At 62.5% G+C, this 22194-nt stretch carries 17 protein-coding genes and 1 pseudogene; 1 reads left to right on the top strand and 17 read right to left on the bottom strand.

Annotation, left to right across the window (positions count from 1 at the left end; all coding sequences use genetic code 11):
• Positions 1-7: 7 nt before the first annotated feature.
• From EYV96_RS13530 to EYV96_RS13465, 14 genes and pseudogenes are all read right to left on the bottom strand, one after another.
• Positions 8-754, bottom strand: coding sequence for a type IV secretion system protein (locus tag EYV96_RS13530; RefSeq protein ID WP_165488680.1), 747 nt, complete (start codon positions 752-754; stop codon positions 8-10).
• Between the two features lie 111 nt (positions 755-865).
• Complete coding sequence (locus EYV96_RS13525) at positions 866-1615, bottom strand: TrbJ/VirB5 family protein (protein WP_131152063.1); 750 nt, start codon at positions 1613-1615, stop codon at positions 866-868.
• Between the two features lie 117 nt (positions 1616-1732).
• Positions 1733-2362 (bottom strand): annotated as a pseudogene (locus tag EYV96_RS19095) (TrbI/VirB10 family protein); the annotation flags it as partial.
• Positions 2363-2964: 602 nt separating this feature from the next.
• Positions 2965-3483, bottom strand: a complete 519-nt coding sequence (locus tag EYV96_RS13515) for a hypothetical protein (protein WP_165488679.1) — start codon at positions 3481-3483, stop codon at positions 2965-2967.
• A gap of 2 nt (positions 3484-3485) precedes the next feature.
• Positions 3486-4379 carry a P-type conjugative transfer protein TrbG gene (trbG, locus tag EYV96_RS13510; RefSeq protein WP_131152060.1) on the bottom strand — a complete coding sequence of 298 codons (894 nt, stop codon included), beginning with the start codon at positions 4377-4379 and terminating at the stop codon, positions 3486-3488.
• Positions 4380-4391: 12 nt separating this feature from the next.
• Positions 4392-5123, bottom strand: a complete 732-nt coding sequence (locus EYV96_RS13505; protein ID WP_131152059.1) for a VirB8/TrbF family protein — start codon at positions 5121-5123, stop codon at positions 4392-4394.
• Entirely contained in the window at positions 5120-7660 is a 2541-nt protein-coding gene (locus EYV96_RS13500; protein ID WP_240732549.1) for a VirB4 family type IV secretion/conjugal transfer ATPase, read from the bottom strand. Before EYV96_RS13500 ends, EYV96_RS13505 begins: the two co-directional genes overlap by 4 nt.
• Positions 7657-7968, bottom strand: coding sequence for a conjugal transfer protein TrbD (locus EYV96_RS13495; protein WP_131152058.1), 312 nt, complete (start codon positions 7966-7968; stop codon positions 7657-7659). Before EYV96_RS13495 ends, EYV96_RS13500 begins: the two co-directional genes overlap by 4 nt.
• Positions 7969-7972: 4 nt before the next feature.
• Positions 7973-8359 carry a TrbC/VirB2 family protein gene (locus tag EYV96_RS13490; RefSeq protein ID WP_131152057.1) on the bottom strand — a complete coding sequence of 129 codons (387 nt, stop codon included), beginning with the start codon at positions 8357-8359 and terminating at the stop codon, positions 7973-7975.
• A gap of 32 nt (positions 8360-8391) precedes the next feature.
• Positions 8392-9372, bottom strand: a complete 981-nt coding sequence (gene trbB / locus EYV96_RS13485) for a P-type conjugative transfer ATPase TrbB (protein ID WP_131152056.1) — start codon at positions 9370-9372, stop codon at positions 8392-8394.
• A 110-nt stretch (positions 9373-9482) separates the two neighbouring features.
• On the bottom strand, positions 9483-12179 hold the full coding sequence (locus EYV96_RS13480) for a fimbria/pilus outer membrane usher protein (protein ID WP_131152055.1): 2697 nt from the start codon (positions 12177-12179) through the stop codon (positions 9483-9485).
• A gap of 129 nt (positions 12180-12308) precedes the next feature.
• Positions 12309-13052: a fimbrial biogenesis chaperone gene (locus tag EYV96_RS13475; RefSeq protein ID WP_131152054.1), complete on the bottom strand. Its 744-nt coding sequence runs from the start codon at positions 13050-13052 to the stop codon at positions 12309-12311.
• 106 nt (positions 13053-13158) lie between these two features.
• Positions 13159-13710 carry a fimbrial protein gene (locus tag EYV96_RS13470; RefSeq protein WP_131152053.1) on the bottom strand — a complete coding sequence of 184 codons (552 nt, stop codon included), beginning with the start codon at positions 13708-13710 and terminating at the stop codon, positions 13159-13161.
• 242 nt (positions 13711-13952) lie between these two features.
• Positions 13953-17117 carry an autotransporter family protein gene (locus EYV96_RS13465; RefSeq protein WP_131152052.1) on the bottom strand — a complete coding sequence of 1055 codons (3165 nt, stop codon included), beginning with the start codon at positions 17115-17117 and terminating at the stop codon, positions 13953-13955.
• A 322-nt stretch (positions 17118-17439) separates the two neighbouring features.
• Here EYV96_RS13465 and EYV96_RS13460 point away from each other — a divergent pair, with 322 nt between their 5' ends.
• A complete protein-coding gene (locus EYV96_RS13460) occupies positions 17440-18852 on the top strand; it encodes a short-chain fatty acid transporter (RefSeq protein WP_240732542.1) in 1413 nt (470 codons plus the stop codon).
• A gap of 119 nt (positions 18853-18971) precedes the next feature.
• Here EYV96_RS13460 and EYV96_RS13455 read toward each other — a convergent pair whose 3' ends face one another.
• From EYV96_RS13455 to EYV96_RS13445, 3 genes are read right to left on the bottom strand one after another with little or no spacing between them, the layout of a single operon-like run.
• The gene (locus EYV96_RS13455; RefSeq protein WP_131152466.1) at positions 18972-20291 is read right to left on the bottom strand and encodes an ABC transporter permease; all 1320 of its coding nucleotides are present in this window, start codon (positions 20289-20291) and stop codon (positions 18972-18974) included.
• A 20-nt stretch (positions 20292-20311) separates the two neighbouring features.
• Positions 20312-21469, bottom strand: a complete 1158-nt coding sequence (locus EYV96_RS13450) for an ABC transporter permease (RefSeq protein WP_131152050.1) — start codon at positions 21467-21469, stop codon at positions 20312-20314.
• Between the two features lie 10 nt (positions 21470-21479).
• Complete coding sequence (locus EYV96_RS13445; RefSeq protein ID WP_131152465.1) at positions 21480-22166, bottom strand: ABC transporter ATP-binding protein; 687 nt, start codon at positions 22164-22166, stop codon at positions 21480-21482.
• Positions 22167-22194: the final 28 nt, after the last annotated feature.

The raw sequence follows: 22194 nt of genomic DNA, 5'->3' as shown, positions 1-22194 counted from the left end.
CGTAGACCTATGGCTCCAGGGCGGCAAGGAAGCGATAGCCGATCGACATCAGCACGATCAGGACCAGGATCGCGGCACCTACCGCGATGACATGTTTGTAATAGTTGACGGCTATCTGCGACGTCCAGCGCGAGGCCCCGAAACCCAGCAGGAATATCCCCACATAACCCAGTGCCCAGGCCATCAGCATCAGAAGCGCGGCTTGTGCGGCGACGAGAGTGATGCACAACAGCACGCCCAGGGCCATGCCCCAGGTCGCGATCGCGTCGCCTGTACGCATCGACTCCGTATGAGACATGACGTTGGCGAAAAAATGGATACCGAGATTGCCGAAATGGTCCGCAGGCTCACGCAACACGGGATCGGCGCTGGCGATCTTGCCGCCGATGATGCCCAACGACTCCAGAATGCGCTGGATAAGCCCCTGCCCCGTGGGGTCGCTGGCCGAGGCCAGTAGCCAATAAAAGAAGCCGGTAGCTATCACGAACCGAATCAACTCGAAAAAGAGATCCGAGAAATCGCCGCGACCCATCAACACATGCGCCATTGACCATACGAGGCTCATGACCGCCAAGGACCAAAACAGGGTTTTGGCCGCTTGCATGACGGCAGCAGGCAACGGAAACGGTGAAAAAGAATCGACGAATGACCTGACGATGAAGTTCTTGTCCGGGGCTGCCATGGCATCAAGCGAAACAGCACATAGCAGGCACAGCAATGCGAACGGAAGCCAACGGGATGAACGAATCGACATGGGATCAGGACCAGCATTCCGCCGCATGAACGGCCGATGGAATCAAAGAGGATGGTTCAAGCCTGCCCGTGCAGTGGCAGGCTCGATGCATCACGGGTCGAACGCGAAAAATCAATCCGCGCCAGCGGCACCCGAACGCGTAATGCTGGTACGACGCAGACTCTGCCCCACCGCGATCTCGCGCGCCTCACGGTCCGCCTGAGCCTGTGCCGCGGCATTCTGCGCATTGGCCTGCGCCAACATGAGCGAACGCATCTGGATCAACTGATGCGCCTGCTCACCCGCAATGGCGTTGGCGTACTGCAGCTGGTGGCCCTGGCCCTGGGCGATGGTGGAGTTGTCGACCAACTGGGTCACCAGGTCAGCATCGTGCGACAACTGGCCCTGCTGCGACTTCATCGCATCGACCAGCAGGTCATTGGCGCTCTTGCGCGCCTGTGACCCTTCCAGGTCAGCCGCCGACATCAGCTCACGATCGGAAATCTTGCCGTTGTAATAACCCGAGTCGTAGTTGTTGCCCTTGCTATCGGGAATGGGCGTTACGCCACCACCACCTCCGCCTATGATGATCTTCCAGTCGTAGTTCTTGGTGATCTCATAGTTCCTGATGTCGTACTGCATGCTGACGTCGGTCGAGCGGTCGATATGGGTGGTCGAATTGTCGATGTGTTGCGTCATGTGGTTCATATCGCCTTCCGCCAGCTGCCAGCTGATCACCGCCAGCTCGACCGACTGGATCGTGTTGACGGCGAGGTTAGCCGCGTCCACCACAGGGATACCGGCAACGGCGCCCGTGGACATCGCCATCGCACCACTGGCGACGATGCCCAGCACGCGCCTTTTCGAAACATGTGTCTTCATCTGATCTCTCTTCGTTGCTTTCACTGATAGCGCCCCTGAGGGCGGTCGCTTGCGGCCGGCAGACCGGGAGCAAGCCATGACCGAAGTCAATTACCGTGACACTCGTGCAGGAGATAGTTAGTAATCGAATGGCCGATAGGGCTTCTGGAAGGTGAGGTCCTTCACCACCATGACGTTGAATCGATAGCCCGGGCGAATTTCCAGCGTCGGAGCCATATTCATGTTCTTCCGAAGCATCTCCGTCGCCACGTTGCCGAGCTCGCGGGACAACGACTGGCGCATTTGCGCATCCATCGATACGCCAAATCGATCATCCTCGCTCGTCTGGTTCGCCTTGCTGATGCCTGCAATGACGCCTGACAGCATCACTGCCGAACCGAAGATGCGCAGATAGTGGTTGTTGACCTTGTCCTTGAAACCCGAATAGCCATCGCTGCTTGCTCCAGGCATGGCACCGATGTCGAGCGCCCGGCCATCGGGAAACACGAGCCGTTGCCACGCAACGAGAACGCGTGACTGCCCGTATGCCACGCTGGCATTGTAGGTACCCACCAGCCGCGTACCTTGTGGAATGAGCTTGTGATTGCCGGTCGGCGTGTCGTACACGTCTTCGCTGACCTGGCCGATGATCTGTCCAGGCAGCTCGGAGTTGACACCCGACATCAGAATCGCGGGAATGACGAAGCCCGCGCGCAGTTCAAAAGCAGTGCGTGGTGCTTCGCTTTTCTGTCCTAGCAGCCAGCGATCTCCGCCGGGCTTCAGATCGTAGTTGCCGTAGCTGTTGTCGATCGCCGGCGACTCCCCGCCCGGAGCCATGGGATAGCCCGGGGGTCGTGACGGAGCTCGGGACGATGGTTCCCGCCGGTCGGTGATGCCCACGTCCGGATGCTGGGGCGGCAGCGGCAACGAAGTTGATGACGCCGACTGAGACGAACCGGCGCGTGGCGACGAAGCGCCCGACCCCAGTGAGCTCTTCGCCTCAATGGCGCGCTTGAGCATCGCCATTCGCGCATCGCGCAACTTGTCTGTCTCCACCGGCCCGTCGCCCGGCGGCACCGGAGGTGCATCCGGATCGTGCACGACCGCGAGCGACATAGCCGTGGCTTCCGATTCGGGAACAATGCCATTCATGCTGTCGCCCATCATTTCCATCGCCGAGGCGCTCGCATCCGTGCCGGCCTCCAGCGTGCCCGGCTCCGATGCGCGGTTCATGCGATCGAGGCCAACCATGATGATCAAGCCGACAAAGACCAGCAGCACGCCACCGACGAGGAGCAAAGGCATGTTGTTCACCCGGCGCACACCACCGGACTTGCCGTCGACACCCGCATTGCTCTTGCTTTTCTCGTTCATTTGCCCCGCTCCCGGATGGCCCACACACCTGCTCCATAGATCTGGTCGCCGGCGCGAATGAAGAGCCGCGACAATCGCGTTCCCGCCACGTCCATCTCGACCAGGGTCATGGACGTACCGACGAGCTCCTCCATGCGAAAGCTCAAAGGCAGCCCGCCCACTGGCGCCGACGCGCGCCGCCGGGTCCGATCGCGCATGGGTTCCAGGACGCCATAGCCTTCCGCACGTAGTGCCGAAACGAAGGCCTGGGAGACCGATGCGCCGGCGAGCGACTGGATCGCCAGTTCCGTGTGCGCGGGAGGCACCAGCGCCACCAGCTGTTCGACGGCGTCCTCGACGATTAATGTCTCGAACGCTGTCATCGCGGGCGCGATTGCCCTTGCGGGCGGATGCGCGGCATCCCCGGCATCCGCACCGAAGAAGGACGCGGCTGGCCTCGCAGCAGGGAGAGGCGTGCAACCGGCCGACGCGACGCATGCCAGTACCGCCGACAACGGCATGACGTTGCGCACCACAGTCATTGCGTCCTCTCGATCGTGATCTTCATCTGCCCGCGACCGGTACCGGCGACCAGCATCGCTTTGTCGATGATCGAATCGACGATGTACCGATTTCCCTGCAGGCGATAGTTCAGCAGAACCTGCTCATCCTTCTTGAGCACCGACTGACTGTCGCGAATGGCCATCAACGTCGGAGCCTCGCCCTGCGACAGGGTCTTTGGCATTTCGATGATGGTCTTCCTGCCATCGTGGTAAACGCGCACGGGCTTCCAGGGTGCCCGTCCGGACACCTTGTAGTTGAAGTTCAGGTCGCCGAGATACTCCCTGGTTGCGGGTATCGTCTGGCGCTGGCGTTCCACCTGCTGCGCCCGCTGCAGGGCCGCCCATTTGGCCGCAGCCACTTCCGGATAGATGAACGCGACGCGCGGCATGTACTGCGAACGATGCGAACGCAATCGAATGTGATAGATCCGGATATTGGTTGCCACCACCAGCGACGAGTCGAGTCCAACATCCAGTGGCTTGATGATCAGGTGCTGCACGGCCGCCGGACCGGCTCCACTGATGGCAGGCTCGACCAACCAGCGCACCGCATCGCCGACATTCACTGAGTTGACCACTTCGCCCGGCTGCAACTCCACGTCGCACACCTGCATCACTGCGCAGACGATGCTTGGCTGGCTCGCGCCATAGACAAAGCGAACGGTGCCATCCTCGCCCGGCACAGGCTTGTTCGCTTCACCCGAACGGGACATCCATTTCTCGGAAATGTTGAGGCCAGCCTTTTCCTGGTTCGTCAGGGACGGGTTGGTCTGGCTGAAGTATTGCTCGGCCATCGCCGATTCGCTCGTCTGGGCGCAGAGGGCCAGCGGCGCCGCGGCCATGGCCGCGCCAATAAGAAACTTTTTCATGCGGGATGCTCGTTAGATCTGCTTTGACCAGGAATAGTCGACGACGTAGATGCCCAGCGGGTTGGCCCGCAACTGCTCTTCGTTGCGACTGCCTTCGGTGCTTCGCTGGGTGACCGTCAGCAGCGCGCGCATGCGGAATGGTTTCACGACCAGCTGCCCCGTCTTGCGCGAACGCACTGATTCAATCCACTCGATTTGCCAGGTCTTGTTGGTCTGCGGAATCATCGAGGCAATCTCAATCGAAACGACCTCCTTGGCCGCTCGCTTGAACGGACTGAGATTCGGGTCGCCGTTGTAGAACGTGTTCATCTTTCCCTGCGCAGCGCTTCCGGAAGGAATCATCGAGTAGGCCCTGAAGATCGCCTTGCGCTGCAGCGCCACGTCCGGGGTAACGAGGCGCGCGCTGTTGATGAACTCGGCCAGTTGCGCTCGCACTACACGAGGATCCGCCACCGTTGACAGCGACGCAGGCCGCGCCGCCACCGTGTTCCCCAGCTTGTCCACCTCGACCACATAGGGGACAAACTTGGACTGGCTTCCGATATGAATGATGCCGCCAACGGCGACGAGCACGGCGAGCAACGCCGCGATGGCCGTAAATTGCCACAGCGCGCGGGATGCCGCGAGACTCCCTACGTGGGCGTTCCACGTTCGGCGGGCGTCGAGGTAAGGATTGACCGCTTCACCCGCTTTGCCCTCTTGGACGGCGCGCCGTGCGACCTTGTTTCGCTTTGATAGGATCATGCTGTCACTCCGTAGTCCGCCAGGCGCAGACCCTTGCTTTCAAGCCAGGCGTGCACCCAACCGTCGCCGTAGCGGGCTTCGAGATTCTTGATGGCGGCGATGGACTCCTTGTCCGAAGACCCGACAAACGCAAGCGCGAGCGGCCCCAGGGCCAGGTCGTACAGGCGGCGTCCCTTGTCGGAGGTGTAGTAGTAGTGGCGCTTCTGAACAGCCGTCGCGAGGATCTCGATCTGCCGGGCGTTGAGTCCCATGCGTCGATAAAGCGCCGAAGCATCCTCTTCCCGTGCGAAGGAGTTCGGAAGGAAGATCTTGGTAGCCGTCGATTCGACGATCACATCGAGGATGCCCGAATTGGCTGCATCCGACAGGCTTTGCGTGGCCATCAGCACCAGGCAATTTGCCTTTCGCAACACCTTGAGCCATTCGCGGATCTTCTGTCGGAACACGGGATGACCGAGCATCAGCCATGCCTCGTCGAGGATGATGGCGGCAGGCTGGCCCTTCAACGAAAGTTCGATGCGGCGAAACAGGTAAAGAAGCACCGGCAACACGTATTTGTCACCGAGATTGAGCAGATCCTCGATCTCGAAGACCGTGAAATTGGTCATCTTCAGGCCGTCGCGATGCGCATCAAGCAAATGACCCATGGCGCCATCGGCGGTGTAAGGCTTCAGTGCTTCGCGGATAGCTTCGTCCTGAATCGTCAACACGAATTCCGACAACGTCGTCGCGCCACTCTGGTGCATGCTGACGATGGCCAGCGCGATTTCATTGCGCTGCGCCGGGGTCGTTTCCACGCCATTGAGTGCGAGGATGGTGTCAATCCAGTCCATGGCCCAGCCGCGGTCGGCCTTGGAGTCCAGGAATTGCAGCGGACAGAACGCCAGGTCGTCATCATCACCGGCAACTTCGAAATGCAGGCCGCCGCAGGCCCTCACCAGTGGATACATCGACATGCCCTTGTCGAAGCAGAACAGCGTCATCCCGTGGTAGCGGCGCATTTGGGCGGCGAGCAAGGCCAGATGCGTCGACTTGCCGGCGCCGGTCGGTCCAAAGATGAATGTGTGGCCGAGGTCATTGACATGGAGGTTCAGGCGGAACGGTGTAGCGCCCTGGGTCACGCATTGCATCAGCGCCGGCGACCGCGGCGGGTACATGGGGCACGGCGCCTCCACGCTGCCGGTCCAGATGGTGCTGCTCGGGATGATGTCCGCCAGGTTCAGCGTATTGAGCATCGGACGGCGAACATTCTCGACACCATGGCCCGGCAGCGAACCCAGGAAGGCATCCATGGTGTTGATCGTCTCGATACGCGCCACGAATCCGCGCGCATTGATGGCCTTCTCCACTGTCCGCACGGTCTTCTCCAACGTGTCACGATCCTCGTGCATGAGAATGACGTTGCTGGTGAAGTAACCCTGCGCAACCAGGCCGCTATTGACCTCCGTGATGGCCGCGTCGGCATCGTGCACCATCTGCAGTGCGTCGTAGTTCAGCGACCCGTTGTTGGTATTGAAGAACTGATCGAAGAAGCCGCGCACTTTCTGGCGCCACTTCTTGCGGTACTTTTCCAGGTGGGAAACCGCCTCGTGGGCATCCATGAAGATGTACCGGTTCGACCACCGATACTCGCAGGACAGCTCACCAAGCGAACTGAGGATGCCCGGGTAGGACTCCAGCGGGAAACCCTCGATGGCCACTACCTGGATGTAGTGCTTTCCAATCCTTGGTACAACGCCCGACCAAAGTTCCTGCCCGCCGACAAGGGCGTCAAGATAGGTTGGATGCGAAGGAAGCTGCACCGGATGGTCGATGCCGGACACGCAGTAGTTCAGCCAACGCAGGAAGTCATCGTGCGTGACCTGGCCGCCGTCCTCCGTCACCGAAGCATGACCATGCAGGCGATTGAGCTTGAGGACACTGGTCAGCCGAGATTCGAAACTGACGCATTCACGCTTGAACTGATCCATCAGACCCCGTGTCCGTTCCTCGGAGTTCGCGATGCGCGCATCGTCGTCGAACATCATCTCGACAAATTTCCGCTGCGCGATCATGGGTGGAAACCACGTAAGCGTCAGGACGAAATGCCCTTCGTACGTTGCGCCAAGGCTCTGGAACAGGCGCCTTCGCTCCTCATCCATGGCGCGTGATACCGGATCGGGGAAATGCGAGTCCGCCGAATCCGAATAGTTGGTCGCGTGACGACGGATGGCGTCCACATGGACCATCCAGCCACTGCCCAGGCGGGCAAGCCCCTGATTGATGCGCATCGACACCAGCTCGCGCTGCTCGTCGGTGCTGCTGGCTGCATCGTCACCCTGGTACATCCAGGCCGCCATGAACGCGCCGTTTTTGCAGACGATCACGCCGTCATCGACGACCGCGGCATAGTTGAGCAGGTCCGATACCCCTTGCGCCCCGGAGCGATGAAGCTTCAGCTTGCGTTCGTCGTCGACCTTGCGAATGGCCACGAACAGCAAGCCAAGCATGATCACTCCAAGCAGCGCCACGACCGCTGCAATGGCGATGATGATCATCGGAACTGCACCTCTTCGGCTCGTCCATTCACCCGAAAGGGCGTGCTGCGGGGTGCGTAGTATTCACGGTAGCGGCGCTGGCGCAGGTATACATGGCGCATTTTGGGATCCGATTTAGCCATCAGACGAAACACATAGAGCGCGGCAATCCACAGACCTACGCCGAAGACAAAGGCCTTGAAATCCTGGGCCGAGAAGATCATGGCCGCGGCCATCAGCCCGCACAGCAGCACGAGCTCCCTATCACCGCCCATGAAGAGATTCTCGCGATTGCCGGCCCGGCGTATGGGAATCGTTCGGATGGCCATGACGTCAGCTCAGGTGACGCGTCTCGAGTACCTGGCCGGTCTGCGACAAGCCGGGATCAGCGGCCTGCACCCGGAACACGCGAACGATAGTGGCCGAATTCACGATGAGCGAGATCACCAGCACGAGGAAGACCAGGGTGCGCAGGAAGCCGCTGAGCTCGCCGCCGAAGATCAGGATGGCCCCTGCCGCAACGATGCCGACAATGGAGATGCCGAACGCAATCGGCCCCGTCAGGGCGTTGGTGATCATTGTCAGATTGCTCTCGAACGGAAGCTGGTCCTCCGCCATCACGAGGCCCGGCAGGATCATCAGGAGCAGCAGTGCCGCCATGCGTGCCCAGCGATGGAGGGCCGGCTTGGCCTTGGAGGCCGTGGTATTGCGATTTGACATCGACATTCTCTCTTGGTTGTTCACAACAGACTTCACATGGGACGAAGCAGGTAGCGGCCGTTCTCGTAGCCGTCCACTTCGACGATTTCCTGAACCCGACGGCCGGTGGGCGTCCTGCCGATGTGCACAAGCACGTGCACCGCCTCACCGATAAGCGGCTCAATCGGCGTGGGTGCGTCCGGGTGCATGCTGATGAGCATGGCCAGCCTGCTGAGGCCGGCACGTGCGTCGTTGGCGTGCAAGGTAGCGGCGCCACCTTCGTGGCCGGTGTTCCATGCCATCAGCAGATCGAGTGCCTCGGGGCCACGCACTTCACCCACCAGAATTCGGTCCGGCCGCATGCGCAACGACGTGCGCAGCAGGGTCGTCATGCTGATGTCTGGTGACGTGCGGTATTGCACGAAGTTTTCGGCGGAACACTGGATCTCGCCGGTATCTTCGATGATGAAGACGCGCTCCTGCGGATTGCTCACGACCATCTCTCGGATGATGGCGTTGACCAGGGTGGTTTTTCCCGACCCGGTGCCACCGATCACAAGGATGTTTCGATGCGCGCCAATCGCCCTCACCAGAACGTCGCGTTGCGCGCCCGACATGACACCCGTCGCCACGTACTGATCCAGCGTAAAAATGGCGACTGCCCTTTTCCGCAGCGCAAAGGTTGGCGCAAGGACGACAGGTGGAATCTGTGCCGCGAAGCGCGAACCATCAAGCGGAAATTCTGATTCGAGCACCGGTTGTGAGCGCGTCACTTCCTTGCCATAGAACCCCGCGACGGTCTTGATCGCTGCTTCGGACTGGCTTGCGCGGAGCGAGCCGATGCAGGCCATGCCCTTGCCGAGACGCTCCTGCCAAAGACGTCCATCGGCATTGAGCATGATCTCGACGGTTGAGACGTCATCGAATGCCGCCATGAAGACCGGACCGAGGTCACGCGCCAGCTTGTCGCGCGCACGATCCTTGACGATATGCGAGGCATCTTGGTTGCTATCGTGTTGATTCGTGACGTGCATGAAAGGGCTCTGCGGATGACGGTATCGAATGGCCCCGTCTTCGCGGAATCATTCGTTGGACGGGACATGGTCGAAAGATGAAAGTCACGCCAGTCGTGCTGTTCTATGCTTCATCGCAAGGAAAACGGCGGCGGATCGGGCTGACTGAATGGGGCGGATTCCGAAAGTTCGCAGCGCGCTTCCCAGCTTCGGTACGCGCCATCCGCAGGCAGCGATGACACCGATGGCGGCAGGCGGATCCTGCAACTCTCGCCCGCTTGCTGGCCCCATGACACCTTGAGGACTGCGCCCTCCGGAGCTCCGCGGATGAATGCGCGACTGCCTTGCCCCACGACGCCCACTTCATTGCCTTCGGCATCGAACACGAGCGCACCAAACGGCAGCGGGCTCCCATCCGCATGCAGCGCGTGCACCATCACGGCCTTTCCCTGCACTGTCGTGTAGTTCAGCTGGACCACGGCACCCGCGCGCGGAACGACCAGGGCGTTGGTCGACTGCATCTCAACGTCCGCGTCCGTGCCAATGGGATCGATATCGATGGAGTTGACCTGGTACGGGTTGAGGTGCGGCACGATGGCGTTGCCCCACCGGTCGATGCGCACGCCACTGCGGCTGTCGACGCGCGCACCCCTTGCACCCGGTGCGTGGACGATGGCATTGGTCTCGCCCAGCTCCTGCCCCAGGGTTACGCCGTGGCGGTGGGCGACCACGGCCCCCGAAGCGCTCAATGAGTACTGTGAAGGCGAGCGCGAACTTTTCCCGACGCTTGCCGCGAGCACCGCAAGCGGCGAACGATAGGTAGCGTTGGCGCTCCCCCCGGTCACCGGTTGTGCGCCACCGGAGCGATGGCCCTGAACGCCGTAGCTGAAAGCATTGTCGGCACCCAGCGTCCCGTTGATGCCGGCCTGGTAGGTGTCCGACGACCTCGATCGGCGGCTGACGGAGCTATGGAAGCGCGGGCTGTTCGCCGCATGCCCCAGTGGCACGTTGATGCTGACGAAGACCGAGTTATCCGGCTTGCGCTCCTGGCGCGCACCCGCCGACGAGGCGTTTCCATACTGCGATCGCTGCGCCTGCACGTTCAGCCCGATGTGTCGCCAGGTGTGGGAATAGCCCACGGAGTAGTCAAGCCGCGCGGCTCGCCCGTTCCAGTACCTGATCTGGGATGCCCCAAGCGACAACTGGCCGGACATGGAACCCAGCGATTGCTGCAGGCTTACGTCAAAGCGGCTTCGCTCCCTGTCGCCCCAAGGAACACTGCCGCGCTGATTGAGGCGCGCCGCATCCGCGATGCCAAGGTAACCACGGGTATTGCAGCGATAGGCCGCAAGACCGAAGGTCGTATCCGTGCTCGCCACTCGCTTGGCATATGCAAGGCGCGCACTGATGCCATGCTCACGCTTGCCCTGCCGCGGCAGGCGGGCGTGCGCGTCGGTGACATCCATCGACAGCGCGCCCAGGCGCGTGTTGATGGCTGCGCCTGTCATCACCGAGCGATAGTCCTTCGAGCCGGTGATGCCGCCGTACAAGGTCAAGGCATTGGATACGCCATACTGGAGCGTGCCCTGCACCACCATGGGCGACGTGCTTTGCGACAGTTCGCGAAGCTCGCCGACCGCGATGTTGAATCGGTACTGACCTTCGCGCAGCAGGCGGGGCTGTGCGCTGAAGGGAATGCGAATGTACTTCTCGCGCCCGTCCGCTTCCGTAATGGTGACCTCCAGGTCGCCATTGAAACCCGACGGGTACAGGTCATCGATCTGGAACCCGCCGGCGGCCACGGTGGTTTCGTAGATCACATAACCACGTTGCTTGACCGTCACCCGCGCGTTGGTTTCGGCTACGCCACGGATGACCGGGGCAAAGCCTCGCTGTGACGGTGCAAGCATGCGGGTGTCACTGCCAAGCGTGACGCCACGAATGCGCAGGCTGTCGACCAGTTCGCCATTCGTGTACGTATCGCCAAGGGTCAGCTGTGCCTTGGCCGCAGTGACATCGCGCTGCACATAGGTCTGGTTGCCCCGGTACTGATGCGAACCGGATTGATGATTGAACGCGCCGTCATGCCTGAATCGCCAGCGACCCGCGTTCACGCCCGCCTGGACGCCGACATAGGTACTCGTCGATGTCTGCCCATGGCCGCGCAGGTGATAGGTGTTGGCGTTGTAGGCCAGGGTCGCTACCGGCACGCCGTGGTCCCACTGGTCCGGATTGACGTACCCCCGGGCCGAGGTTCTCAGAAAAACCTGTGGAATCGAGACGCGAAGTACCAGCTCATAGCTGTCGAACTCAACGCGTGCATCGGGAAGGTATCGATGAAGATCGCCGCATGCTTCGAAGTTACCCGACGGCATGGGCACCGTATCCGGATGGTCTTTCGTGTGCAGGGCCACCTTGACCGGATCAAGTCCCATCTGGCTCAACAGGCCCGGCGTAATGCACGCCTGCGCTCCGGCCTGGCCCGGCACGGTGCGGAACGTGACATCCTGCGTGAGAAGCGGATCGCCATTGACAAGGATGCGCGTCCGGTAGGTACCGGGCAGCGTCGACTGGCCCTTTTCAAAGCGCGACAGATCCACCTCGTTGATGCGACCGTGCAGCAAACCCGGATTGAAGTACACGTCGGCTGCCGCTCCCGATGCCGCCCCCACACCAGGCTCGGGGCCCGAAGCGACCGCCGGCTCAAGCGCGGCGCCCCAGGAGGTGGCCGGCAGCAAGGTCGCCAGGGCTGCGTAGAGACGCCGGCGAGGCATGACATCGACGGCAAGCGGCGAAACACGCGCAGGATGGGTGGCCATCGGGTTCATGGTTTCAGCTCTCGGTTCGGGTGATCAGCCGATTTGCGCGGGCGCAGCCGTCCTTGCTGCCTTCGTGGGCAGCGCGAAATCGATTCGAAGGTGTCCAGGTTGTCCCTATGGGGCGAAGCGCGCCGCGGCTCAGCGTTCCAGTGGCTTGCTATGCGGGATGAAGGCACCCCAGTCGTCGATGGAGTGGTAGTCCACCTTCACAGCGCCCGTACCATGGGCGGGCATGGCACCTTTGACGGGCACGCCCCTGGAGGAGAACGGGGCGATGGCCATCGTGTCCAACGCCATCGACGCCTGACCACTGGCCAGGGCCAGGCTGTTGAGCGTCACGTGATAAGGCGTGTCGTTGCGCGCTGTCAGCTGGCCATCCGCCAGCTTCCACACCAGCTTCGACGGCGCCTCCCCTGCACTCCCTGGCAAGCCGGACGGACGGTAAAGCAGCTTGAGTCGATACCGAAACGAAAACTCAAGCCGGCTCTGCTCCTCGCCCGGCAAGTCCTTTTGGCGCGAGCTCACTTCAAGGACGTTCAACCAGTACTGCGTTTCCCGGTCGCGGGCAAACTCATGCTTGAGTGCACTGATGCGCAGTGTTTGCGCACGCCCCACGTCCAGTCGCGCGATGGGTGGCGTAAGACCAAAGGGTGCCGCTGAGGATTCGGGTGTCGACTTGTAGTCGCCTTCGTCGATCCACGACTGGACCAGGACGGGCACCTTGCCCTCGTTGGTCACCTTGACCGTGATTTCCTTATCCGTACTGGCGTAAATGAACCGCGTGCCATTCATGACGACGCCCGCGCGCGCAGGTGTCACGGCAACAAGGCTGGCAAGCATCGACAAGGCGATGCCCGCAAGGAAATTCAAACGTTTCGACATGACTCTTGCCTCGAACTTTGCACATGCCCCACCGACCAGGCCAAGCCTTCCGGCTCAATGACGGCGCAGTCATTGACCGCGCCGCCCTCCACGGCCGGGGAGTCGATCAGGGCTCGAAGCTGATCACGTAGGGCGTCTGCGACTGCAGCGCGCCGTTAGAGATCGAAGCAACCCTGTAGTAGGCAACGCTGTAGAACAACGTAGCCGTGTTATTGACGATCGTTTCCTTTACGTCACCCTGCGAACCATCGCCCACGATGATGGCCTTGTTGTTCTTGTCGTAAAGCTGGAATTCCACGCCGGCATTGTCGCGATTGCTGGCGCGCAGGCGGCCAGTCTCGACGGAGCCGTACGAGCCGGCTTCGAAAAAGGCGTAGACCTTGGTGCCATTGGGGCACGATGCATCACCCGGGCCGCCGATGACGAAGCGAAAGGTGGTCTTGGCAGCCGTATCACCGACGCTGGCCATATCGCTGGCGCGCACCCACGGCATGGTGACGTTCTTGTTGATCGGACCGGCACCCGGGTCTTGTCCGTCCACTTTGCAGGTCGAACTGGTGATGCCGCCATTGAAGTTGACGACACCCGTCGATGCAAACGCCGACGGTGCGGCGATGGCGGCGGAGATAAGTCCTGCGGCAATGATTTTCAAATTCATGCGGATGACCCTAAGAGAAGATTGCAGAAAGACGGCCGGTCTGCACACCCGCCGCCACAGTCGTCACGTGGTGCACATCGCTGTGCCACACGCGGTCGTTCTGTGTAAGCGATTGTTCGCGCCTTGCGCGACTCAAACCATTGGATGGTTCTGATCCGTCGGTCTGCTGCGCGCCTTTCCGATTGCTCTTAGATTTCATGCACGGTCGATGAAACCATGATGGTTGTTCACCGGCGTCACGGTCAGAAATTGACGCGTACACCGGCGCTTGCCGACCAACCCTTGAAGCCCGCCTTGTCGGCGCGGCCTTGGAAACTGGTCTCGCCGAAGGCGCTCACGTGTCGCGTGACCTGGGCCGTCACGCCTGCCCCAACGCGGTAACCCAGACCTTGCCGTCCACTGGCAAATGTCTCTGCCACTTGCCAATCCGGATGGCTTGCCTTCAGCGTGGCCCGCCCCCCTGTCGTATGGACGAGGTCGACCCGCCCGTACGGCGTGTAGCGGTCGTCATTCTCCAGGGCGATCCTTGCACCGATGCGCGCCTGTACCTGCGTGGCGCCCTTGAAGGCAACATCGATGCCATCAGCGTCGCGGAACTTCTTGAAGGAGAGCGACTGATACGCCACCTGTGCCTGCGGTTCAATCAGCCAGCCTCCCTGCAGTTGAACGGGATAGCCCGACTCCAGTGAGGCCGTCCAGCCGTTCGCATGCAGTCGTCCCGTATCCTCACCGTGGCGGCTGGTACCGACGCGACCTGCGTAGCGCCGATGGCCCACCACGCCGTCAAGATAGAAGCCGTTGACCTGATACCAGGACAACCACGCGGACACACCGTGCGCGTCGTAGCGCGTGCGACTGTGACCATCGATCGCCTTGGGCGAGAACGTGGTGCGGCCTTTGTCCGCGGACCAACCCGCACGCACGGCGGTGTCGTCGGGAAGCCACGTCACGATGCTCCCGCCCAGCTGAAGCGCCTGGATGTTCTGGTCGAAGGCGTAGCCAAACCGCTTGAATCCAAGATCAGAGCGATAGCTCGATCCGCTCGCCACTGTTCGCACGAAGAGCTCGCCGTTGTGCGGTGAGTAGTGGGGCAAAGCGCGGCGTAGCTCGCCCTGGCGGCGATGAAGCGTGCTGTTCATCTCGTCGCCGTAAGCAAGCAGGGCCGTAGGCGACGAAAGGTAAGCCGGCAGCTGTGGCACGACGGAGCGCCGCGTTTCTTCTTCGCCGACAAACCGGCTGCCCAGGCGATAGTCCCACGTCGCCGGCTCTCCCCCGGCGCCACTTTGCGGATCGGCGACGTCGCCCGGACCAAAGGCCTTGAGCGTGTATTGCCACGGCCCCGCGGCAACGTAGCCACCGGCAAGCGCGAAGGCATCCGCGCGCGAATCGCCCCTGACCTGGACCAGCGAATGACCTTCGTCGGCATTGATGATGCCGTCACCGTTGATGTCGGTGTTTCCGCCGTTGCCACGGGCGCTCACCGCCAGATACGTCGTCCCGGTCGTCGCAACCTTGCCGCCAATCCAAAGGCGATCCGTGGATGCGTCCGGCGTGGCATCGAGCAAGGCGTGCATGCGCACCACGCCCCCGCGACCGCTGTAGTCACCCATCACCTGCAAAGTCTTGAACGAGCCCGCCGGCGATTCATCGAAGGCGATCACGCCGTCGTCGACATGCAAGCGGCCCAGCTTCGCATCGGCGGACATCTGCCACTGGGACTGACCCTCGATGGCCAGTGTTCCGAGTACGGTCGTTGATCCGAGCCAGGCCGAGCGATTTCGCAGCGACATCGTCAGGCCCGCATGGTTGTCCGAGCGACCGCCCGCGTCGATGACACCCTCGGAAAGCACAATATCGCCCTGAGCCACTGCACCTTCCCGCAGTTCCAGCGACTGGATGCCGGCAGCGTCATCCACGCTCATCAGCACGCCGTTGCCGCCGATGGCATGGGTGCCGCCATGCAGCTCAATGCTTGCGTCACCCTTTACCGCGAAAGCGCCATGCGTCTTGCTGCGCACCTGCCCGCCCGTGACTTGCAGTCGTCCACCGTCCTCAACGCGCGCGGCCCATGCGCTTGGGCCCTCGGCCGAGATGGACGTATGGCGGGCCTGGACCGAGGCACCGGAGGTCACGTGCAGGGCGTCCGCCGAGTCGCCTTGTGCGGTCACCCGGCTGTTATGCATGGCCAGGTTCGCGCCACCGCCCGCACGGACGGCCGTACTTTCCATGCCCGTCGCTTCGACAATGGTCTCGGACAGCGCGACCCGGCTTGCGTGGGTCCATAGCCCGGTGGAGGCGTCGCCCGTGGCCCGGATCAGTCCAAGCCGGGCATCAAGATCGGCCTGGCCACTGACCGCCACGGCCGTACTCTTCGCTCCCTCCGACAGGATCTGCGTACCTTCCATGCGCGTGTTCGACGCATCACCTGCAACGCCCTCTCCGATCATGACACCCGTGGCCCGCTCGCCCCGTGTTCGGATAAGGCCATGATCGAAGCTCAGTTCACTGCCTCGCGAATAGATACCCGTGGCGCCGGTGCCATCCGCATCGATATGGACCTGCGAGGCGCGCGCTGAAACACGCACCGGAAGGAACAGGCCATAAGCAGCTTCGCCCGAGGCGCGGATCGCGACGCGCTCCAGATCGGCCGATGCGCCGGATGCGCCCAGTTGGATGCCCGCTGACGCCTTGCCGTGAACATCGATGTCGACATCGCGAAGCGTGGCCTGGCCGCTCCCCAGTAACCGCAGGCCGTCGGCGCTGGGTCCGCTGGCTGTCAGGCGACTGGACTGCAGCAGCAGGGAGCCCTCGCCCAGCCGTATCGCCGAGGCGTCGCTGCCGGAAGTCGTGATGTCGCTGTGGGCGATGCTCGCCTCGGCACCCTCTCCCACGGCGACACCCTCCGCCAACTTGCCTTGCGTGTCGATGGACAGATATTCGAGCGAGACCCGGGTGCCTTCGCCTTCCGCGACGATGCCCGTGGCGAAGTCCCCCTGAGTGCGAAGTGTCGCCATGTTGGTCGGCGAACCCAGGACGTTCAGCGATGCGCCGGCCAAGGCATACAGCCCGATGCTTCCGGTGCCTTCGGTCACGACTTGCGTTCCGACCAGTCTCATGGTCGAACCTTCGCCACGCACCAGGCCGCCAAAGGCGTTCTCACCGCTCGAATGGATCAGCGTGTCGTTGACAGTGAAGATGCTTCCGCCGTTGTACGCGTGCAGAACGGTGCCGCCGTAGTTCGTCGTCCGGTAATCGCCACCGGCCAGCTCGAGCCGGGTGCCGTCGGCAACCTGTGCACCTCGTTCGGCCGACGCCAGGCTGGGCGCCATCAGTCCACTGACCACGGCCAGTGACAACGCCTTCCACGGATGACCCTGGTCCGCGCTGGACTTCTCGACGACCACCATGCTTTCACTCCTCGCGACCCTGGGTGCGCGCAACAAAAAAAGACCCGCCCTGACAACGAGGGCGGGGCGGAACCGTCGATCCGGGCCCGGAACGGCCCACCATGAAGGCCTTGGTGCACGGATCCACGCCGATCCAAACAATCGGGCTCAGAACGCCCCGGCGCGGACTCTCGACGAACGGCCGGCCTGAAAACATGAGAAGAGTCCGAAAGACCATTCACCTGATGCAGAATCAGACGGTGCCCCCGGGGGCCGACCAAGATCTAATGGATGCGGCTTAACTCCCGCCGCGAAGATGTCGTCTTTTGAGGAGGTTCTCGCCGTGCAGCCATCGAAAGAGGGGTTCCTCGCGCGCGCCGCCTTGCGCAGTTCAGCCTGGGCCGAACGCTGGTTTCCGGACGCCTGGGTCTTCGCGGCATTGGGCGTCATCCTGGTCGCGGCCGCCGCGCTCGCCTTCGGGGCAACGCCTACGGTCACGGTCAACGCCTTCGGGGACGGCTTCTGGAGCCTGATTCCCTTCACGATGCAGATGGCTTTCGTCGTGATCGGTGGCTATGTCGTCGCCACGGCGCCCATCGTGGCGCGTTTCATCGATACCCTGGCGCGCGTTCCAAAGACCGGTCGCGGCGCGATCTGCTACGTCGGCCTGGTCAGCATGCTGGCGTCGCTGCTCTCCTGGGGTTTTTCGCTGGTCTTTGGCGGCTTGCTCGTGCGTGCACTGGCCCGACGCGAGGAGCTGCGCATGGACTATCGCGCGGCCGGCGCAGCGGCCTATCTGGGACTGGGTGCCGTGTGGGCGATGGGGCTCTCCTCGTCCGCGGCACAGCTGCAGGCCAACCCCAAGAGCATGCCGCCCGGGCTGTTGCAGATCACCGGCGTCCTGCCTTTCAGCCAGACGATCCTGCTGTGGCAGTCAGTGGCACTGACCGCCTGCCTGATTGCCGTGTCGCTGGTGGTCTGCTGGCTCACCGCGCCCTCGCGCGACAACGCCCGTACGGCTGCCGATTTTGGCGTCACCGAATCCGCCACGCCGCCGCTTCCCGCGCGCAGCCGCCCCGGCGAGTGGCTGGAATACAGTCCGGTGCTGTCGGTCCTGATCGGCATGCTCGGGCTTGGCTGGCTCATCCATGAGTTCGCGACGAAACCGGCCGTCACCGCCATCGCCAACCTCAACACCTACAACTTCCTGTTTCTCACCCTGGGATTGCTGCTGCACTGGCGCCCGCGCAGTTTTCTCAATGCCGTGGCACGCGCCGTGCCGAGCACGGCGGGCGTACTGATCCAGTTCCCGCTCTACGGTGGCATCGCCGCCTTGCTGACGCAGGCACCGGGCACGGGCGGCGATACGCTGGCCCATCATCTTTCGGGCTTGTTCGTCAGCATCGCTTCGACCGACACGTTCTCCCTGGTCATGGGCGTGTATTCGGCGGTGCTCGGATTCTTCGTTCCGTCGGGTGGCGGCAAGTGGCTCGTCGAAGCACCTTACGTGATGCAGGCGGCCAACGATCTGCACGTCCATCTGGGCTGGGCTGTCCAGGTCTACAACGCCGCCGAAGCCCTGCCCAACCTGATCAATCCGTTCTGGATGCTGCCGCTGCTGGGCGTGCTGGGGCTCAAGGCGCGCGACGTGGTCGGTTTCACCTTCATGCAGCTGATCGTGCATGTGCCTCTCGTACTTGGGCTGCTTTGGGCGCTTGGGTTGACGTTGACGTATGTGCCACCGGTGATGCCGTGAAGAGAGGGGCGCGCCGTTGGCGCTGTAAAGGGTGAACGGTGAACAGGAAGAGCAAGGCGACGCCCGCTCTTCCCGTTTACTGTTCACCGTTTACAGGCAGCGAAGCTGCCTACCCACCCTCACAGCTCGCGCAACGCCGTCGTCACCGGCAACCGCGCTGCGCGCACCGCCGGGAACAGGCCGCCCACGAAACCAATCGCCAGTGCCCACTTCACGCCGGTCCACAGCACTTCAGGTGAAACGCGGAAAGCAAAGGTGAGCTGGCCAACCGAGCCTTGCGCCAGCGTCGAGGCGGTGAAGTTGTTGAAGATGGCCCAGGCGATGACGCCGCCAAGCAAGCCGCCGATCAGGGCGAGCAGCATGGTCTCCAGCATGATGGCCACCACGACAGGCAAACCCCGGAAGCCGATGGCGCGAAGCGTGGCGATTTCACGCGCACGGCTGGCCACCGCGGCGAACATCGTGTTCAGGGCGCCGAAGAGCGCACCGATCGCCATGATCAAACCGACGGCAATGCCAATGCCCTTGATCATCTTGGTCGTGCCTTCGGACTGCTTGCTGAAGTACTCGATGGTCGATTCGGCATCGACTTTCAGGCGCGGATCGGCGGCAAGCGCGGACTTGAAGGCGTCGAAGCCCTTGGGATCGGCAAGTTTGACCGTGACCGAGGCCCGGCTGCTGCCGCGACGGTAGGTATCGGCCACGACGGCGGCGTCACCCCACACCTCCGAGTCCAGCGCGTCGCCACTGGAGAAAACGCCAACGACGGTCCACTCCTGATTGCCCAGCCTGATCTTGTGCCCCGGCTCGAGGCCAACGAACTGCCGTTGGGCGCCCTTGCCGACAATCAGCTCACGCATGCCCGGGTTGAAGTTGCGTCCCTCGATGATCCTGAAGTTCGGCCGGATCAGCGTCGCCTTGTCACCCACGCCTCGCAGCTGCACGCTGCCCTCATCGTCGGGACCACCGCCCTTCACCGGCAGGTTGGCCGCCACCACCAGTTCCGGCGATGCAATCGGGTCGCCTTTCGCGTCGCGCGCAATGCCCGCTGTCTGCGGAATCACGACCAGGCTGTCGCGATCGAGCACGGACATCACTTCACTGGCGGAGCCACCGCGCATCACGATGACGGTATCCGGGCTGCCCGTCTTGCGCAGGGTCTCGGCATAGCCTTCGCCCATCGCCAGCATGGCAACCAGCACGCCGACGACGCCGGCGATGCCGACGACGACGACAGCTGACGAGCCCAGACGCGCACGCAAGGTGCTGAGGCCTACCGACGCCACGGAGGCAGCCTGCCGTCCGCGTCGGGTCAGCGCCATCCATAGTGCCAGCAGTACGACCAGCACCAGCACGGCGATCGGCGGCATCATCGTCCAGGCCGTCAGGCATACGCCAACGGTGACGCAAAGCGCCATGCCGACGCCAAATTCTTTCATCTTGGCCATGTCGTCGCTCCTCAGCGTCCTGCCAGTGCATCAACAATGTTCAGGCGCATGGCGCGGATCGCCGGCAACGCACCCACCAACAAACCGATCAACACCATGAAGCCGATGCCGAGCGTCCAGCTGCCCTTGCCGACGCTGGGCAGGTTGAACATGCCACCGTTGCCAAGGGCCGGAATCAACAGCGACGCCAGGCCGAGGCCGATGACGCCACCGAGCAAGAGCAACAACACCGACTCGGCCAGCACCATCGCCAGCACGCCACGACTGCTGAAGCCGATGGTCTTGAGCACGGCCAGTTCGGACGTACGCTCGCGCACCGCTTGCATCATCGTGTTGCCGGAGAGCAGCACCAGGGTGAAGAACACGGCGCCCATGATCGAACCGACGATCAGGCCGATGTCCGCCATCTGCTTGACCCACGACGCGGTTGCGGCTTGCTCGGTCTGCGTACGCGTTTCGTGGTCCGAGTTGGCCGAGAGTGCATCGATGGCCTTCGCCACGCGATCGGCCTGGTTCACGTCACTCACGCGACTGACGTACCAACCCACCTGGCCACGGTTGTAGGGCGTGCCCTCGTCGAAGTACTTCCAGTGCATCAGCACCATCTGCTCGTACCACGCGGCGCTCTTTTCCTTGGCGTGCATGACACCGACGATGTCGAACGTCCAGTTCTTGCTGCCATCATGCTGCGGGAAGATCGTGGACTGCAGCGGGATTTTGTCACCCACCTTCCAGCCGAACTTCTTCACCAGCCCTTCGCCCACGATGATGCCGGTGCGTGAGTTCTCGAACGCCTTGCGCACATCCGGGCTGACTTCCACTTCGGGATACTGATCGAGGTAGTTGTCGCTCACCGCGAAGCTGAAGACCTGGTTGTGCGGATCCTGGTAGGCGCCACCGAACCAGTTGGCATAAGCCACCGATTTCACGCCCGGCACGTTCTGGATCTGCGTGGTCAGACCCTGCGGCAGGGTCTGAATGAACGAAAGGCGCGAACCGGTCTGCAGGCGTTGCGCGCCGTTGGCACTTTGCCCGGCCTGGTCGAACGAAGCACGCACGGCATCGAGCATGCCGAACAGCAGGAACGCCGTGACGATCGACAGCAAGGTCAGGATGGTGCGCGTCTTGCTGCGAAAGAGCGCGGCCCAGATCAAGGGGAAATATTTCATGGCCGCGTCCTCACGCCATGGCCTGTTCGACCAGCGTGCCCTTGTCCAGATGCAGCGTGTGGTTCGCGTACTCCGCTGCCTTCGGATCGTGGGTCACCATGACGATGGTCTTGCCGTGCTCGCGATTGAGCGTGCGCAGCAAGCCCAGCACGTCTTCGGCCGACTGGCGATCAAGATCGCCGGTCGGTTCGTCGCAAACCAGCAGCGTCGGATCGGACACGATCGCACGCGCAATGGCCACGCGTTGCTGCTGACCGCCGGACAGTTCGCTGGGCTTGTGCGTGCCACGCTCTTCCAGGCCCACCAGCTGCAACGCGATGGCTGCGTTCTTGCGACGCTGTGCCGCTGAAAGCTTGGTCAGCAACAAGGGCAATTCGACATTGCGCTGCGCGGTCAGCATCGGCATGAGATTGTAGAACTGGAATACGAAGCCCACGTTGGTGGCGCGCCAGCGGGCCAGTTCGCCCGAGCTCATCTGATCGATGCGCTGGCCGCCGACGCTGATGCTGCCGCCCGAGGGCGAATCGAGCCCGCCCATCAGGTTGAGCAAAGTCGTTTTGCCCGAGCCAGAGGGCCCCATCAGGGCGAGGAAATCACCTTCCTCGATATTGAGGTTGATGTGATGCAGGACTTCCACTTTCTGCTTGCCGCGCTCGTACACCTTGGAGAGGTCGCGGACTTCAATCAACGTACCCATGCTCATGCCTGTTCTCCGATTCCTTGTC

This window comes from Dyella terrae, from assembly GCF_004322705.1.
In the GTDB taxonomy this organism is placed as follows: domain Bacteria; phylum Pseudomonadota; class Gammaproteobacteria; order Xanthomonadales; family Rhodanobacteraceae; genus Dyella_D; species Dyella_D terrae.
This window is presented reverse-complemented; position numbering and strand designations above follow the sequence as displayed.